19 protein-coding genes and 3 tRNA genes are annotated in these 16,473 nt (G+C 49.8%); 14 read left to right on the top strand and 8 right to left on the bottom strand.

Features of this window, described 5'->3' with window-relative positions:
* Positions 1 to 28 precede the first annotated feature (28 nt).
* From fliZ to sdiA, 6 genes are all read left to right on the top strand, one after another.
* The gene (fliZ, locus tag ACQG2G_RS13610; protein ID WP_061771547.1) at positions 29 to 580 is read left to right on the top strand and encodes a flagella biosynthesis regulatory protein FliZ; all 552 of its coding nucleotides are present in this window, start codon (positions 29 to 31) and stop codon (positions 578 to 580) included.
* 86 nt (positions 581 to 666) lie between these two features.
* Positions 667 to 1,467: a cystine ABC transporter substrate-binding protein gene (gene tcyJ, locus ACQG2G_RS13605; protein ID WP_061771548.1), complete on the top strand. Its 801-nt coding sequence runs from the start codon at positions 667 to 669 to the stop codon at positions 1,465 to 1,467.
* A 107-nt stretch (positions 1,468 to 1,574) separates the two neighbouring features.
* Complete coding sequence (gene dcyD, locus ACQG2G_RS13600; RefSeq protein WP_061771549.1) at positions 1,575 to 2,561, top strand: D-cysteine desulfhydrase; 987 nt, start codon at positions 1,575 to 1,577, stop codon at positions 2,559 to 2,561.
* 21 nt (positions 2,562 to 2,582) lie between these two features.
* A complete protein-coding gene (gene tcyL, locus ACQG2G_RS13595) occupies positions 2,583 to 3,251 on the top strand; it encodes a cystine ABC transporter permease (protein WP_013096022.1) in 669 nt (222 codons plus the stop codon).
* A complete protein-coding gene (gene tcyN / locus ACQG2G_RS13590; RefSeq protein WP_013096023.1) occupies positions 3,248 to 4,000 on the top strand; it encodes an L-cystine ABC transporter ATP-binding protein TcyN in 753 nt (250 codons plus the stop codon). The genes tcyL and tcyN overlap by 4 nt, the downstream gene beginning before the upstream one ends.
* 221 nt (positions 4,001 to 4,221) lie before the next feature.
* Positions 4,222 to 4,944, top strand: coding sequence for a transcriptional regulator SdiA (gene sdiA / locus ACQG2G_RS13585; protein ID WP_023622078.1), 723 nt, complete (start codon positions 4,222 to 4,224; stop codon positions 4,942 to 4,944).
* Between the two features lie 66 nt (positions 4,945 to 5,010).
* Here the strand turns inward: sdiA and ACQG2G_RS13580 are convergent, their stop codons facing one another.
* Positions 5,011 to 5,235, bottom strand: coding sequence for a DUF2594 family protein (locus ACQG2G_RS13580; protein ID WP_013096025.1), 225 nt, complete (start codon positions 5,233 to 5,235; stop codon positions 5,011 to 5,013).
* Positions 5,222 to 5,302, bottom strand: coding sequence for a hypothetical protein (locus tag ACQG2G_RS13575; RefSeq protein ID WP_418250438.1), 81 nt, complete (start codon positions 5,300 to 5,302; stop codon positions 5,222 to 5,224). The genes ACQG2G_RS13580 and ACQG2G_RS13575 overlap by 14 nt, the downstream gene beginning before the upstream one ends.
* 399 nt (positions 5,303 to 5,701) lie before the next feature.
* Between ACQG2G_RS13575 and uvrY the strand changes: the two genes are divergently transcribed.
* The 6 genes from uvrY to ACQG2G_RS13545 all read left to right on the top strand — a co-directional run bounded on the left by uvrY (position 5,702) and on the right by ACQG2G_RS13545 (position 9,240).
* The gene (gene uvrY / locus ACQG2G_RS13570; protein ID WP_013096026.1) at positions 5,702 to 6,358 is read left to right on the top strand and encodes a UvrY/SirA/GacA family response regulator transcription factor; all 657 of its coding nucleotides are present in this window, start codon (positions 5,702 to 5,704) and stop codon (positions 6,356 to 6,358) included.
* A complete protein-coding gene (uvrC, locus tag ACQG2G_RS13565; protein ID WP_013096027.1) occupies positions 6,355 to 8,187 on the top strand; it encodes an excinuclease ABC subunit UvrC in 1,833 nt (610 codons plus the stop codon). The genes uvrY and uvrC overlap by 4 nt, the downstream gene beginning before the upstream one ends.
* 56 nt (positions 8,188 to 8,243) lie before the next feature.
* On the top strand, positions 8,244 to 8,792 hold the full coding sequence (gene pgsA, locus ACQG2G_RS13560; protein WP_013096028.1) for a CDP-diacylglycerol--glycerol-3-phosphate 3-phosphatidyltransferase: 549 nt from the start codon (positions 8,244 to 8,246) through the stop codon (positions 8,790 to 8,792).
* 152 nt (positions 8,793 to 8,944) lie between these two features.
* A tRNA-Gly gene (locus tag ACQG2G_RS13555) sits at positions 8,945 to 9,020 on the top strand.
* A 47-nt stretch (positions 9,021 to 9,067) separates the two neighbouring features.
* Positions 9,068 to 9,141 (top strand) — tRNA-Cys (locus ACQG2G_RS13550).
* Between the two features lie 12 nt (positions 9,142 to 9,153).
* A tRNA-Leu gene (locus ACQG2G_RS13545) sits at positions 9,154 to 9,240 on the top strand.
* Between the two features lie 163 nt (positions 9,241 to 9,403).
* Here the strand turns inward: ACQG2G_RS13545 and ACQG2G_RS13540 are convergent.
* From ACQG2G_RS13540 to ACQG2G_RS13530, 3 genes are all read right to left on the bottom strand, one after another.
* Complete coding sequence (locus ACQG2G_RS13540) at positions 9,404 to 9,706, bottom strand: hypothetical protein (RefSeq protein WP_248105119.1); 303 nt, start codon at positions 9,704 to 9,706, stop codon at positions 9,404 to 9,406.
* Between the two features lie 116 nt (positions 9,707 to 9,822).
* Positions 9,823 to 10,023, bottom strand: coding sequence for a hypothetical protein (locus ACQG2G_RS13535; RefSeq protein WP_061771550.1), 201 nt, complete (start codon positions 10,021 to 10,023; stop codon positions 9,823 to 9,825).
* 561 nt (positions 10,024 to 10,584) lie between these two features.
* On the bottom strand, positions 10,585 to 12,630 hold the full coding sequence (locus tag ACQG2G_RS13530; protein WP_214453095.1) for an NERD domain-containing protein: 2,046 nt from the start codon (positions 12,628 to 12,630) through the stop codon (positions 10,585 to 10,587).
* A 294-nt stretch (positions 12,631 to 12,924) separates the two neighbouring features.
* Here ACQG2G_RS13530 and ACQG2G_RS13525 point away from each other — a divergent pair, with 294 nt between their 5' ends.
* Both ACQG2G_RS13525 and ACQG2G_RS13520 read left to right on the top strand, forming a co-directional pair.
* On the top strand, positions 12,925 to 13,020 hold the full coding sequence (locus ACQG2G_RS13525) for a DUF1367 family protein (protein WP_248031297.1): 96 nt from the start codon (positions 12,925 to 12,927) through the stop codon (positions 13,018 to 13,020).
* Between the two features lie 145 nt (positions 13,021 to 13,165).
* A complete protein-coding gene (locus ACQG2G_RS13520) occupies positions 13,166 to 13,561 on the top strand; it encodes a hypothetical protein (protein ID WP_248078754.1) in 396 nt (131 codons plus the stop codon).
* Positions 13,562 to 13,612: 51 nt separating this feature from the next.
* Here the strand turns inward: ACQG2G_RS13520 and ACQG2G_RS13515 are convergent, their stop codons facing one another.
* From ACQG2G_RS13515 to livM, 3 genes are read right to left on the bottom strand one after another with little or no spacing between them, the layout of a single operon-like run.
* Positions 13,613 to 14,329: an ABC transporter ATP-binding protein gene (locus tag ACQG2G_RS13515; RefSeq protein WP_061772267.1), complete on the bottom strand. Its 717-nt coding sequence runs from the start codon at positions 14,327 to 14,329 to the stop codon at positions 13,613 to 13,615.
* The gene (locus ACQG2G_RS13510) at positions 14,326 to 15,201 is read right to left on the bottom strand and encodes an ATP-binding cassette domain-containing protein (RefSeq protein ID WP_061772266.1); all 876 of its coding nucleotides are present in this window, start codon (positions 15,199 to 15,201) and stop codon (positions 14,326 to 14,328) included. The genes ACQG2G_RS13515 and ACQG2G_RS13510 overlap by 4 nt, the downstream gene beginning before the upstream one ends.
* Entirely contained in the window at positions 15,198 to 16,472 is a 1,275-nt protein-coding gene (gene livM / locus ACQG2G_RS13505) for a high-affinity branched-chain amino acid ABC transporter permease LivM (RefSeq protein ID WP_248078757.1), read from the bottom strand. The genes ACQG2G_RS13510 and livM overlap by 4 nt, the downstream gene beginning before the upstream one ends.
* Position 16,473: the final 1 nt, after the last annotated feature.

Here is a 16,473-nt window from a genome sequence, read left to right as displayed (position 1 = left end):
CACAACGTATTGACAACCAGGAGTTATCATGACGGTGCAGCAATCTAAAAGACGGCCTTTAAGCCGCTACCTGAAAGACTTTAAACACAGCCAGACGCATTGCGCCCACTGTAACAAGTTACTCGATCGTATCACGCTGGTTCGTCGTGGCGAAATCGTCAATAAAATTGCGATTTCTCGTCTCGACACGTTGATGGACGAAGCCGCGTGGCTCGAAGAGCAGAAAGAGTGGGTGGCGCTTTGCCGTTTCTGTGGCGATCTCCACTGCAAAGAGCAAAGCGACTTCTTCGATATTATCGGTTTCAAACAGTTCCTGTTTGAACAGACCGAGATGAGCCACGGGACCGTTCGCGAATACGTAGTTCGCCTGCGTCGCCTCGGGCAACATCTGACCGTGAATAACATTTCCCGCGATCTGTTCAAGACCGGCTATCTGGATGAAAACCTGGAGCCGTGGCTGCCTGCGACCAGTACTAATAACTACCGTATTGCGCTGCGCAAGTACGTACAATATAAGGTCCAAATGCCGGCGGCGGTAAAGCAGAAAGCCCACGCCGGGACAACTTCTGATATATATTAAAAAAGAATAAGATGTAGCGCAGTCGCCTTTGACCTTGCAGGCGATTTCTCTACACTACACAAAAATTCCACTATATCGGGGTACTTATGAAATTAGCACTTCTGGGTCGTCAGGCGCTGATGGGCGTTATGGTCGTTGCGCTGGTCGCGGGAATGAGCGTGAAAACCTTCGCCGCAGAGAACCTGCTTAACAAAGTGAAAGAGCGCGGTACGCTGTTGGTCGGGCTGGAAGGAACCTATCCTCCGTTCAGCTTCCAGGGTGATGACGGTAAACTGACCGGTTTCGAAGTGGAATTTGCAGAAGAACTGGCGAAACACCTTGGGGTGAAAGCGTCCCTGAAACCGACCAAATGGGACGGTATGCTGGCGTCGCTGGATTCCAAACGTATTGATGTGGTGATTAACCAGGTGACCATTTCTGACGAGCGTAAGAAGAAGTATGACTTCTCCACGCCGTACACCGTGTCCGGTATCCAGGCGCTGGTGAAGAAAGGCAACGAAGGCTCAATCAAAACGGCCGCGGATCTGAAAGGTAAGAAAGTCGGTGTCGGTCTCGGAACCAACTACGAAGAGTGGCTGCGCCAGAACGTTCAGGGTGTGGATATCCGCACCTATGATGATGACCCGACAAAATACCAGGATCTCCGCGTTGGCCGTATCGATGCCATCCTGGTTGACCGTCTGGCGGCGCTGGATCTGGTGAAGAAAACCAACAACACCCTGGCGGTCGCCGGTGATGCGTTCTCTCGTCAGGAATCCGGGGTTGCTGTCCGTAAAGGTAACGAAGACCTGGTCAAGGCGATCGACTCCGCCATTGCGGATATGCAAAAAGACGGCAGCCTGAAAGCGCTTTCTGAGAAGTGGTTTGGGGCAGACGTCACCAAATAAGTCTTTGACGTTAAAAAAAGGCGCTTTTAAAAGCGCCTTTTTTATTTCTTACGCGTCTGCGTGCATAATGAAAAATATCACATTTTGTCTGAGTTACCGGAGAACCCATGTCACTACAGAATTTAACGCGCTTTCCCCGCCTGGAGTTTATCGGCGCGCCGACGCCGCTGGAGTATCTGCCGCGATTTTCTGACTATTTAGGACGCGATATTTTTATTAAGCGTGATGACGTGACGCCAATGGCGATGGGGGGCAATAAGCTGCGCAAACTGGAGTTTCTGGCGGCTGATGCGCTGCGTGAAGGGGCGGATACGCTCGTCACCGCAGGGGCGATTCAGTCCAACCACGTTCGCCAGACGGCGGCGGTGGCGGCAAAACTTGGGCTGCACTGCGTGGCGTTGCTGGAAAACCCAATCGGTACACGGGCAGAGAACTACCTGACCAACGGCAACCGTTTGCTGCTAGATCTCTTTAACGTGCAGGTTGAAATGGTCGATGCGTTGACCGACCCGACCGCACAGCTCGATGAGCTGGCCACACGCCTTGAAGCACAGGGCTTTCGTCCGTATGTCATTCCGGTGGGCGGCTCGAATGCGCTGGGTGCGCTGGGGTATGTGGAAAGCGCGCTGGAGATTGCTCAGCAGTGCGAAGGGGCGGTGAGCCTCTCGTCAGTGGTGGTTGCCTCTGGCAGTGCGGGCACGCACGCGGGGCTGGCCGTCGGGCTGGAGCACCTGCTGCCGGACGTTGAGCTGATTGGTGTGACGGTATCGCGCAGCGTTGCGGATCAGAAACCCAAAGTGGTGAGCTTGCAGCAGGCGGTGGCAGACCAGCTGGAGCTGAAGGCAAAGGCCGATATTCTGCTGTGGGACGACTATTTTGCGCCGGGTTACGGCACACCGAACGAAGAGGGAATGGAAGCGGTTAAACTGCTGGCGCGCCTTGAAGGCATACTGCTGGATCCGGTCTATACGGGCAAAGCGATGGCCGGGCTTATTGATGGCATTGCGCAGAAACGCTTTAAGGATGAAGGGCCGATTTTATTTGTGCACACCGGCGGCGCGCCCGCGCTGTTTGCCTATCATCCTCATGTCTAAAAATCAGGTCGAAAAATAATAATGCAAGAAAGTATTCAACTGGTTATCGATTCGCTGCCGTTCCTGCTGAAAGGCGCGGTGTTCACCTTACAGCTCAGTATTGGTGGCATGTTCTTCGGCCTGGTCCTCGGGTTTGTGCTGGCCTTAATGCGTATGTCGCCCGTCTGGCCGGTGCGCTGGCTGGCTCGTTTTTATATCTCTGTGTTTCGCGGCACGCCGCTTATCGCGCAGCTCTTTATGATCTACTACGGTTTACCGCAGTTCGGGATTGAACTGGACCCGATCCCGGCAGCGATGATTGGTCTGTCGCTTAATACGGCGGCGTATACCTCGGAAACCCTGCGTGCGGCAATTTCGTCGATTGATAAAGGGCAGTGGGAAGCCGCAGCCAGTATCGGTATGACACCGTGGCAAACCTTGCGCCGGGCCATTCTGCCGCAGGCGGCGCGGGTGGCGTTGCCGCCGCTTAGCAACAGCTTTATCAGCCTGGTGAAAGACACCTCGCTGGCGGCGACGATTCAGGTGCCGGAGTTGTTCCGTCAGGCGCAGCTTATCACCTCGCGCACGCTTGAAGTGTTTACCATGTATCTCGCTGCCTCGCTGATCTACTGGGTGATGGCAACGGTGCTGTCTGCCCTGCAAAACTATTTTGAAAACCAGCTTAACCGGCAGGAGCGTGATCCAAAATGAGTGCTATCGACGTTAAAAACCTGGTGAAGAAATTCCACGGGCAAACGGTGCTCCACGGGATCGATCTGGAGGTGGAGCAGGGTGAAGTGGTGGCGATTATCGGCCCGAGCGGCTCAGGAAAAACCACGCTGCTGCGCAGCATTAACCTGCTTGAACAGCCGGAGGGAGGCACCATTCGGGTTGGGGAGATCACCATTGATACCGGTAAATCCATCAGCCAGCAAAAAGGCCTGATCCGCCAGCTGCGCCAGCACGTGGGGTTTGTTTTCCAGAGCTTCAATCTGTTCCCGCACCGGACGGTGCTGGAGAACATTATTGAAGGTCCGGTGATTGTGAAAGGTGAACCAAAAGAGGAAGCCACGGCACGCGCGCGTGAACTGCTTGCCAAAGTGGGGCTGGCAGGGAAAGAGACCAGCTATCCGCGTCGTCTTTCGGGCGGGCAACAGCAGCGTGTGGCGATAGCCCGCGCGCTGGCAATGCGCCCGGATGTGATCCTCTTTGACGAACCCACTTCTGCGCTTGATCCTGAGCTGGTGGGCGAGGTGCTTAACACTATTCGTCAGCTGGCACAGGAAAAACGCACCATGGTCATTGTGACTCACGAAATGAGCTTTGCCCGTGACGTCGCCGACCGGGCTATTTTCATGGATCAAGGACGGATTGTGGAGCAGGGGCCGGCAAAAAGTTTATTTGCCAACCCGCAGCAGCCGCGAACCCGTCAATTCCTTGAAAAATTCCTTATGCAGTAGCATTTTTGCACGCATTTGCTCCAGATTTTTCTTCTGGAGCAAATTATTCTCTCGCGGTTTCGTCTGCCATGTTTTTTTATTCCGCTCAGTACAGATAAACCTTATCAAAACTAAAGTTAATTGTGCTATTGCCGATATTTTGTGGTTAGAAATAAGTTTTATGTGTTAGGTTATATTCACCTTAATAATGAATATCATTTCAGAGGCTTCATTTAGTAAGTATGAAGGATTCAGACTTTTTCACCTGGCGACGGGATTGCTTCCTCCGGTTTCAGGCACTGACCAGTGCCAGTGAGGTATATCAGGAACTACAGCGACAAACTCAGGCGCTCGAATTTGATTATTACGCACTCTGTGTACGCCATCCTGTGCCATTTACGCGCCCCAGGATATCTGTACACGCCACGTATCCACAACGGTGGATGGCGCAATATCAGTCAGAGAATTATTTCGCCATTGATCCGGTGCTCAAACCGGAGAATTTCATTCAGGGCCATTTACCCTGGACGGATGAATTATTCGCGGACGCTGAGGCATTATGGAATGGCGCACGCGACCATGGCTTGCGTAAGGGAATAACACAGTGCCTGATGCTGCCAAATCACGCGCTCGGTTTCCTGTCCGTTTCGTGTACCAGCGTTCAGGCGGGCGCGATCACCAGCGAAGAATTAGAGCTGCGGTTGCAGATGCTGCTGCAAATGGCGTTAACCAGCCTGCTGCGTTTTGAAGATGAGATGGTGATGCCACCCGAAATGAAATTCAGCAAACGTGAGCGGGAAATTCTGAAATGGACTGCGGAAGGGAAGACATCAGCGGAAATAGCGATCATTCTCTCTATCTCGGAGAATACCGTTAACTTCCATCAGAAGAATATGCAGAAGAAATTCAACGCGCCAAACAAGACGCAGATTGCGTGTTACGCGGCGGCGACAGGGTTAATCTGAGCAGAGAGAACGTTCTGCGTGCCAGACGAGATAACGGCTGAATGCAACACATTCAGCCGTTTTTTTTTACTGACGGTAGGCTTGTTTAATTTGCTTAACGGTATTGGCAAATACCGCTGACTCAGCCTGGTTTTCCATCTGCGCGATTTGCTTTTCCATTTTAATGATCACACGTCCGGCGTCAGCCTGACCCATTGCCTGTAACATCAGCGTCAGCAGGGCTTTCAGGCAGTTGACTTCCTGGGCCAGTTCCTGGCTATTCTCCGCAGTTGCAAATTCAGGTGTGCTCATTTATTTTCCTCGTTATAAAACAGCGCTCGCGCGCGATGATGCAAGTCAAGGCGGCGGAGTATACCACAAGCTGTTCCAAAAAATGCAGCGGTTGTTTTTCATACTTTTCCGCAGGGTGTTTATTTGCATAAACACCGCGTGCCAGTAAACTGTACAGGGTCGAAGATTATTAATTGTTTATGGCCGGTTCGCTTGCCGTTAATTATTGTTACAAAAATTTGAGAACTGTTTTTTTGACCGTGACGGGGCAGCGATTTTTGTAACTTTTTGAATACAGATGCTTAAAAAAAGCCGTACAAGCGCTCAACGCGCGGGCTTTCTTTCCAGCATCTGTACAGGCTAATTTCCAAAAACGCGAGCGAAATCGAATAGCCGGTTTTTTAACGTTTTAATCTTGTGAGGAAAAACGTTAATATAAAGCCAATTATCACTCAGTAGCGTTATCCCTATTCTGGAGACATTCCCTTTGATCAACGTCCTTCTTGTTGATGACCACGAACTGGTGCGCGCAGGGATACGACGCATTCTTGAAGATATAAAAGGTATTAAAGTTGCCGGTGAGGCGTGCTGTGGCGAAGATGCCGTTAAATGGTGCCGCACCAATTCAGCCGATGTGGTGCTGATGGATATGAACATGCCCGGTATCGGTGGGCTTGAAGCAACACGCAAAATCGCGCGTACCTTTGTTGACACAAAAGTCATCATGCTGACCGTACATACCGAAAACCCGCTTCCTGCGAAGGTGATGCAGGCAGGGGCGGCAGGTTACCTCAGTAAAGGCGCCGCGCCGCAAGAAGTGGTGAACGCGATTCGTTCCGTCTTTGCCGGCCAGCGTTACATTGCTTCCGACATTGCGCAACAAATGGCGCTGAGCCAGATTGAGCCGGAGAAAACCGAATCTCCGTTTGCCAGTTTGTCTGAGCGTGAATTGCAGATTATGCTGATGATCACCAAAGGCCAGAAGGTAAATGAGATCTCGGAGCAACTGAATCTCAGCCCGAAAACGGTGAACAGCTATCGTTATCGGATGTTCAGTAAACTGAACATCCACGGTGATGTTGAACTGACTCATCTTGCCATCCGTCATGGTCTGTGTAATGCGGAGACGTTATTAAGTCAGTGAGTGATGTATTTGATTCAAAAGCATTTCTGAAAACCGTGACCAGCCAGCCTGGCGTTTATCGCATGTATGACGCTGGCGGTACGGTTATCTACGTGGGGAAGGCGAAAGATCTCAAGAAACGCCTCTCCAGCTATTTTCGCAGCAACCTTGCCTCCCGTAAGACTGAAGCGCTGGTCGCGCTTATCCAGAATATTGATGTCACCGTCACCCATACGGAGACAGAAGCACTCCTGCTTGAGCACAACTATATTAAGCTCTATCAGCCGCGCTATAACGTTCTGCTGCGGGATGATAAATCCTACCCGTTTATTTTTCTGAGCGGCGATACCCATCCCCGGCTCGCGATGCACCGTGGTGCGAAACATGCGAAGGGTGAATACTTTGGGCCGTTTCCTAACGGCTATGCCGTGCGTGAGACGCTGGCGCTGCTGCAAAAAATCTTTCCTGTTCGTCAGTGCGAAAACAGTGTCTACCGTAACCGCTCGCGTCCGTGCTTGCAGTATCAGATTGGCCGCTGCCTGGGGCCCTGCGTCGCCGGGCTGGTGAGTGAAGAAGAGTACGCGCAGCAGGTTGAGTACGTGCGCCTGTTTTTAGCCGGTAAAGACGATCAGGTCCTGACCCAACTGATTGCCCGTATGGAGAAAGCCAGCGCCGCGCTGGAGTTTGAAGAGGCCGCGCGCATACGTGACCAGATTCAGGCGGTGCGCCGGGTGACGGAGAAACAGTTTGTTTCGAACACCGGTGACGATCTCGACGTGATCGGCGTTGCCTTTGATGCCGGTCTGGCCTGTGTGCATGTGCTGTTTATTCGTCAGGGCAAAGTGCTCGGCAGCCGCAGCTATTTCCCGAAAGTGCCAGGCGGTACGGAGCTGGGTGAAGTGGTTGAAACTTTTGTCGGCCAGTTTTATCTGCAGGGGAGCCAGATGCGCACGCTGCCGTCGGAGATCCTGCTTGATTTTAACCTTGCCGATAAAACCCTGCTGGCCGATTCTTTATCCGAGCTGGCGGGACGTCGGGTGAATGTCCAGACCAAACCGCGCGGCGACCGTGCGCGTTATCTGAAGCTGGCGCGTACCAATGCCGCGACAGCGCTCAGCACCAAACTTTCCCAGCAGTCGACGGTGAGCCAGCGTTTAACGGCTCTGGCGACGCTTCTGAAATTGCCGGAAGTGAAACGCATGGAGTGTTTCGACATCAGCCATACCATGGGGGAGCAGACCGTTGCTTCCTGCGTGGTGTTCGATGCGAACGGTCCGCTGCGTGCTGAGTATCGTCGCTACAACATCACCGGCATCACCCCGGGGGATGACTATGCGGCAATGAATCAGGTGCTGCGTCGTCGCTATGGTAAAGCTATTGAAGAGAGCAAGATCCCGGATGTGATCCTGATTGACGGCGGGAAAGGGCAACTCGGCCAGGCGAAGGCGGTCTTTGAATCCCTTGACGTCAGCTGGGATAAAAACCATCCCCTGCTGTTGGGGGTGGCAAAAGGGGCCGATCGTAAAGCCGGGCTGGAGACGTTGTTCTTCGAGCCGGAAGGTGAGGGCTTTAGCCTGCCGCCGGATTCCCCGGCGCTGCATGTTATTCAGCATATTCGCGATGAGTCACACGATCACGCCATTAGCGGTCACCGTAAAAAACGGGCGAAGGTGAAAAACACCAGCACGCTGGAGACCATTGAAGGCGTTGGGCCAAAACGTCGCCAGATGCTGCTGAAGTATATGGGCGGATTGCAAGGATTACTCAACGCCAGCATGGAGGAAATTGCAAAAGTGCCGGGTATTTCGCAAGGGCTGGCAGAAAAGATCTACTACTCGTTGAAACATTGAGGGCTCTGTAGCAACATAGAGCTAAATTTTACTGACAACAAATAGTTACCGTCATTATGCAATATAACATCCCTACGTTGCTCACTCTCTTTCGCGTCGTGCTTATCCCGTTCTTTGTACTCGCGTTTTATCTGCCGTTTGTCTGGGCCCCTTTTGCCTGTGCGCTGATTTTCCTGGTTGCCGCGGTCACCGACTGGTTTGATGGTTATCTGGCGCGCCGCTGGAACCAAAGCACCCGTTTTGGTGCTTTCCTCGATCCGGTGGCCGATAAAGTGATGGTGGCGATTGCCATGGTGCTGGTGGCTGAACATTACCATACCTGGTGGGTGACACTGCCAGCCGCCACCATGATTGGACGCGAGATCATCATCTCTGCACTGCGTGAATGGATGGCTGAACTGGGTAAACGCAGCAGCGTGGCGGTATCCTGGATCGGTAAAGTGAAAACCACCGCGCAAATGGCGGCGCTGGTCTGGATGCTGTGGCGTCCGAACGCCTGGGTAGAGTGGGCGGGAATCGGCCTGCTGTGGGTTGCCGCGGTGCTGACCCTGTGGTCAATGCTGCAATATTTGAACGCGGCGCGCGGAGATTTGCTTGAACAGTGATCGTTTCGCCGTAATTTTCAGCAAACGATCCGGGGATGCAAAAAATAACGTTGACTCATCACGTCATATCAGTAGAATGCAACGCATCGAACGGCGGCACAGTTAGCCGGACGATAATGAAATCAAGTGGTTAGCAGTTAACTTGATGACATGCGGGAATAGCTCAGTTGGTAGAGCACGACCTTGCCAAGGTCGGGGTCGCGAGTTCGAGTCTCGTTTCCCGCTCCAGATTAAAGACATGCGCGATAGCGGGTGTCAGTTTGAAAAAGTTTTACGGCGCGTTAGCAAAGCGGTTATGTAGCGGATTGCAAATCCGTCTAGTCCGGTTCGACTCCGGAACGCGCCTCCACTTTCTTCCCGAGCCCGGATGGTGGAATCGGTAGACACAAGGGATTTAAAATCCCTCGGCGTTCGCGCTGTGTGGGTTCAAGTCCCACTCCGGGTACCATGGGAAACAAAGAATAATCAAAGCAATAAGCAGTGTCGTGAAACCACCGAAAGGTGGTTTTTTTGTGTCTGAAATTTGCTTTTCCGAAGATGCGACCGAAGATGAATTTCCGTCGAACGCATATCTAATCAGTTTTTCTGACCGCTAACAACTGGTACCACTTTTACTTTCCTGCCATAAATAGCCGTTTGTCGCGAGTTTTTATGGCCGGAAATTGCTTATTTCTCTTAAGGGTGCCCTCAAGATATGAAATGCCTTTTGCTTTCAGATCGTGGAAAGTGAAATCAATCGATAGGTGAGGGTACTTAGCTTGGGCAGAGAGTTTTGCCTCGCACCAGCGCGAGTTAAATCCATCATGGGTGTATTTGCTTCCGCTTGGTTGATGGATTAAATACAAACTCTTATGCTTGGCTTTAGAGATAACTCGAGCGCCAACGAAACTGCAACGCGTAAACTTGGTGTCCATGTCTTAATCTGCTTCATGCTAGTTCTACCCTAGCGGATAAATGTCCCCGTGCTGCTGATCTGCACTTCATTTTAAGATAGGACATCGCTCTGCAATAACCTTGCCCATACTGTTTCCTACTGGGCTTTGTTTAGTTCTTTCAGACGTTCATTTTTGATGGTGGTCAGGCGACGCATTGGTTTACTCAGTTTATTAGCATGCTGGCTGTCACCTACAGTATCAAGATTTTTACGGTGCATCTTCATTTTACGGACGAAAGATGTGAATACTTTTGAATCTTCGTTGGTAGATAAATCGGTTGCAAGCAGGTGTGCCACCTGTGTGAGCTTGTCGTTTAGTTCCAGACGCAGGTGTGCAGCATCTCTGCGTTATCACTGGCGTTTTTAAGGGGAAATTCATCTTTGTTTTTCTGCCGAAACGAAAGGTTATCATTAAGAACCATAAAGTCATCGGCCTTCAAACCGAGGGAGGTGAGCACCTGTTTAGTCGCATCGGTAAGTGGTTTTTAGTCGCTTCGCCATCGCAAATCGGGTCATGTTCACTTACATAGTTAGACTGCGTACAGTCGAAAGAGATCTTCTGCGCGTTCACCGTTAAGGCATGCTTGGGCAAGGGGATTTTCTCCCACCCGGTTTACAACTCTATCATGCCAAGTGGCCGCATGAGTATCGACTAATGGGGCATTATGACAGGCGCGCCACAGCGCTAATACGGTTAACTTTATGAGCTAAATCTTATTCGTATGATGGTACTGCAGTACATTGACACGACACGGGGGTGTAACTGAGAGTGTTGCTGAAACCTTTTGAATACTGGCGTGATAAAACTAGATAATTAATATCTTGAATATGAGGCTCTTAAGAACCTCATAGATTATATTATTCTGTTACTGAAATTGTTTCGTATATAGAATCAATTCTTTCTCTGCGATATTCTTTTAGTCGATCTATATCGCCTTCAAAAGAGGAAATCCCAAAGGCAGTATTATGACTGATAGGAAGGCTATGTCTAGCTACTACTGTGCTATTAAAGAACTCGCTTAATTGAATTGGTCTTTCAAATTGATTTATTAAATCTGAAGCTTGAAGAGTTTCACTTTCCCATAGTCGATGTAGTGGCGTGTTTGAAGATTCTAACTCCCCATTATTATTTTGAATTCTAATACCGCCGATATGACTGTTATGCAATATTTTACTAAGTGCGGAAAAATCTGTTATATAAACGTCGTTGAATTTTCCTGGTAATGAAAATGGAAGGTTGTTAACTATTACAGGGATGACTTCAAAAGCTCTGATATCTAAATTGAACTTATCTTGAAATACGTCGGGATAATCTTTTAAACCTTGTACAAGTCTTTTTACTTGCTGTGCAGTCTCAATAAAGAATACTTTTTTCTTGTATGCCTTATTTACAGACCCACCAGACAAATTAGTGTTTTTACATTCTAAAACGAAAACTTTGTCATCTAAAACAACGATTGCATCGTATTCGTACTCTTCGGTTCCACGCTTGAACTTAAAATGTTGATAATTCATTTTCAAATCAGAGAGCATGTCATGCATTTCCTTTTCAAAACCAAACCCTTTTTTAGAAAGATCTACTTTCAGCGATGAGAACTGAGATAAAATTATATTGCTTATCCCCGGGCTAAAATATCCAACGCTGCAGAATAAATAATTTCCTGACTTCAATTTTAGTAGCGGTGAATCATAAAGGTCTCGAGATTCTATATTGAAGCTTACGTGATCAATGAATGTTTTTGACTTATCACTTGATATACCGACCAAAAGGAATATTGCATTTAGTTCAGAAAATGTGTATATCTCTTTCTTTTCAGATAGTTTGGCTAGTTTTTCAAGCGTAGAGTAACATCTAACCCATTCTCTTAATGTTAGCCCTGAAATTAACATATTCTCATCTGATAAACATAGTGTTTCAAGAAGAGCTACGTATGCCGGAAACTCTGAGACCGTGACAGAACGGCCATTATCTAATGTCGAGAGATAAAGCATGCTGTCATCAACAGTTTTATGGATGTTATATTTGTACATTGCTTCGATGAAATTTTGAGAAAGCTTTGAGTAAAGTCTTTCATTCGAAATAAAATCTGCACGAATAAACATGTCTTTAGTCAGTTCAAACGCATAAAATACGTCTAGGCCAGAGTCTTCCAATCCCTCTGGTAAATTTGTAGAGTTATATTCATTTAATTCATATTCGAAAAGCAAGCATGTTTCGACGGCGCTTTCTAGAGCAAACCATAGAATTGAATTGCTAAATATTCTTCCAGCGTCTTCAAGATCCTCCTCTTCTACTTCAACCGCGTCGGGGATGATAGTTAAGTTTCCATTGTTTAGTTTATGATTGAAGCTAAACATTTTCAGAGTAAGTGATAAATAATCTACAGTTTTCGTTATTACAGCGTCTGGAGAATAAGATTCTCCTTCAGAGTTCTGCAAGAATGCTGATGATACATCATATATTCTTGAGCCTTGATCAATATTTTCAAGATGTTTTTTTGTTTCATCTTTTAAAAATAGTATTTCATTCTGAGCTCGTCTTATTACTGCCCAGCATTGTATTTCAGGCGATTTTTTACTGATTGCAAGATTGGATAGATTTAATTTAATGGCATCATAAATTTTTTCTGCGCAAACACATAATTTTTGTAGTTTGTCTATCTTTTCTCTTATTTTTTGATCACTCGATGCTGCCTTTATTTCAGAAAGGAACGAGTCTCTTTTTGTGCGTTCATTAGTATTATGGGGCTGGATGTTTATGTTTTTTTTAAACATTGCAAGAAGAAAACGTACTAATTTATCGCTGTGGTTTTGTTTTAACTCCTTAACAATTTTCCTGGGTTTGAATTTGTAATAGTCAACTTCTAAAGCTTTAAATATATTTTCACTGTGTGATTGTGACATAATGAAACCTTTTCGTAAAGATACTATGTTACTTGATGTAATATTCGCTTTTATTATTCGTAATAAAAACAAAACCTGTAATCAGTACACAATTGAAGCCATAATGATTGTAAGATTTGTTTACTGTGAATCGCAATTGATTTCGCTCATAACTTATTTCCTCTAAAGACTGAAAGAGTGGTGATAGGTTCTTCACTAGCAACATAAAGAAAGTGATAATTTTTGTTAGGGTGAAATAAAATAACGTCTATTGTAGGGCATCTTCTTCATGCTGACTTTTACAACAAATATGAAATGCCAGATGGCACCACCGGCAAAGAACTACAATCCAAATCGTTCACAAAAATGAACGATATCGAATTTTCCCAGCTCTTCAAATCCGTTTCGTGATGCGCTCTGAAATTTCATTCTATACCGGGCATTCACAACACAGCAGTCAGCAGAAAACGCAGGCTCGCAATTTTTCAGCCACGCCGCGTAATAATATCGCCATGACAAACGACGATACCCCTGGATTTGATGAATCCACTGTGCAATGCAAGTGACGGCGGGCGGGACAGTGACGGAGCCCCGCAGGCGGATACCCAGACAACGGAATGTATGCGCAAACATCGAACGAATATATATCACTGAATACGCAGAACCGGACACGACAACAGGGGACGTATACCGCTATTTTTTGGCGAGCAAGTTTGACGGCGATCCCCTGGAGGGACTCGAAAAACAGCACATTTCCCCCACGCTTACAGCGAACACGCCACGAGCAAAAGTTGATGGAATTGGAAATAACATCTCTTTCACCGTTCACGGCACCGTATTCCACTTTACGACCTCCGCATTTTTTTATGATGCTGAGGGAATAGCTGTCGTGCCATCGGTCGATTTAACTGCTCGTGGTGAAGGCTGGGATAAAGGGAAATTCAACAAATAAATAATGTTGGCGCGCTCTGCTGTTCAAGAAGTTAATGACCAGCCTTTGACATCACATCCCGCCCAAATACGCCTTCCTCACCTCCTGATTCCCCAGTAACTCTTCTCCGCTGCCGCTCAGGCGGATCTGCCCGTTAACCATCACGTAGCCGCGGTCAGAAAGCTTCAGCGCGTGGTGCGCATTCTGCTCCACCAGAAAAATGGTCATCCCGTTGCGGGCCAGTTCGCGCAGCGTCTGGAAGATCTGTTTCACCACAATCGGCGCCAGGCCGAGGCTGGGTTCATCCAGTAACAGGAGTTTAGGGCGGCTCATCAGCGCCCGGGCGATAGCCAGCATCTGCTGTTCCCCGCCGGACATGGTCATCGCGCGCTGTTTACGCCGCTCTTTGAGGCGAGGGAAGAGGTCAAACATGGTGTGCATATCTTCCGTTGCAAACTGGCTGCCAATGGGGATGGTCCCCATCAGCAGGTTCTCCTCCACGGTCATATCGGGAAAAATGCGTCGTCCTTCCGGCGCCTGGGCAATGCCTTCGGAGGCGACATAGTGGGTCGATTTATGGCTAATGTCCTCTCCGCAAAACACGATCTGCCCGCTGCGAATACGCGGCTGGCCAAAGATAGACATCAGTAATGTCGATTTACCCGCGCCGTTAGCGCCTATCAGCGCCACGGTTTCCCCTTTGTTTACTTCAAGGGTTACCTGTTTCAGCGCCTGGATCACGCCGTAAAACACGTCCACCTCGCGAAAGGCCAGCATCGGTTCGCTCATAGATTGACCTCGCTTTCATCGGTGCCCAGATACGCGGCGATCACTTTTTCATCATGCTGGATCTGCTCGGGTTTTCCCCTCGCGATGACGTCTCCATGGTCGAGCACAATGATGTCGTCCGAAATCTCCATCACCATTCCCATATCGTGTTCAATCAACAGTACCGTAATGCCGTGGTGGTCGCGCAGAAAACGGATGATGTTGCTCAGCTTGTGCGTTTCAACCGGGTTGAGCCCGGCGGCGGGTTCATCCAGACAGATCATCTCTGGTCCGGTGCACATGGCGCGTGCGATTTCCAGACGCCGCTGCTGGCCGTAGGACATCTCGCCCGCCAGGCGATTGGCACACTCCACAAGATCCACCACCTCAAGCCAGTAGAAGGCCCTGTCCAGGGCGTCGCTCTCTGCCCGTCGGTAAGCGGGGGTATTGAGGATCCCGGCGAGCAAATTACGGTTAACGCGCATATGCTGTGCGACCAGCAGGTTTTCCACGACCGACATCTCGCGGAACAGACGAATGTTCTGGAAGGTGCGTGCCAGCCCGGCGCGGTTAACCAGATGCGTCCCGCCAAACATCTTATAGAAAAGGCGCTGCCCCAACTGTGCAGGGTGAATCCAGTCGCCCGGCTGGAATTTTTGCCCGAGTACCTGAATGACGTTGGTCGTTCTGTTGCGTGCATTAAACAGAATGTTCCCGCCGGATGCTTTATAGAAGCCGGTCAGGCAGTTAAAGACGGTGGTTTTGCCAGCGCCGTTTGGGCCGATAAGGGCGGTAATCGAACCGCGCTGCACGTCGAGATTGACGTCATTAAGCGCCTTGATCCCGCCAAAATGCATCATCAGGTGCTCTACGCTTAATATCGTTCCGTTCATGGCACCACGCCCTTACGCACGGCAAACCCGCTGCGGTTAATGCGGATCAACCCGCGCGGACGCCAGATCATCATCACCACCATCAGCATGCCAAACAGCAGGACGCGATACTCAGCAAAGCTGCGCAACAGCTCGGGTGTCACGGTGAGCACAAAGGCTGCCAGCACGACTCCGAGCGTGGAGCCCATGCCGCCCAGTACCACGATGGCGAGGATCAGCGCAGATTCAAAAAAGGTGAATGAGGTTGGATTCACAAAACCCTGATAGGTAGCAAAGAACACGCCCGCAATCCCGGCCGTTGACGCGCCCAGCGTAAAGGCCGAAAGCTTAACCAGCACATGGTTGAGGCCCATGGAGCGGCAGGCGATTTCATCTTCCCGCAGGGCTTCCCATGCCCGGCCAATCGGCATTCGCGTCAGACGATGCTTGATATAAAGCACCAGCAGCACCACCAGAAACAGCACCGCATAAATAAAGATAAACTTCATATTCGGGTTGTACGTCAGATGGAAAAACTCATGAAATGGCACGCCACCTTCTTTGGCGCGTCGACCAAACTCCAGTCCGAAAAACGTAGGCGGCGGCGCTGACACGCCATTAGGCCCGCCGGTGAAGGTTAGCCAGTTGTTCAGCACCAGACGGATAATTTCCCCGAACCCGAGCGTCACAATCGCCAGGTAGTCGCCGTGCATGCGCAGCACCGGGAAGCCGAGCAGGGCACCGGCAGCCGCAGCCATAATTGCCGCCAGCGGCAGCATGCTCCAGAATCCGAGTCCCAGATATTGATACCCCAACGCCAGCCCGTAAGCGCCGATGGCGTAGAAGGCGACATACCCCAGATCCAGCAGTCCGGCCAGACCCACGACGATATTCAGGCCGAGGCCGAGCAGGACGTAAATCAGCCCGAGGATAGCAACCGTCAGCAGGTATTTGGTGGCGACAAACGGGAAGCAGATCGCAAGGGCGATCGCCAGAGGAATAACCCAGCGCAGACGGCTTTTGTATTCCGGCGGGCGAACATATACCCCCGCGCTGTCGGCTTCGAACCGCGCCTGAAAACGGGCCCCGGCAGCGGTACTTAAAAAAGCGCTCAGCAGAAAACGCCCAACCATCACTGTGCCAACCATCCAGGCCAGGCGCTGTCCGGCAAAGTTAAAGCTATACCCGTCCAGTACCACGCCCGCAATTGGGCCAAAAATAATCAATGCGATCAGCCCGGAAAACATCGCGTCCAGCAGGCAGCGCTTGAGGGAGAGACCGTGTGATGTCATC

It is taken from the genome of Enterobacter cloacae complex sp. 382A5 (assembly GCF_050031095.1).
Classification (GTDB): Bacteria; Pseudomonadota; Gammaproteobacteria; order Enterobacterales; family Enterobacteriaceae; genus Enterobacter; species Enterobacter cloacae.
Note: the sequence above shows the minus strand (reverse complement) of the source record. Positions and strands in the feature narration are given on the sequence as shown.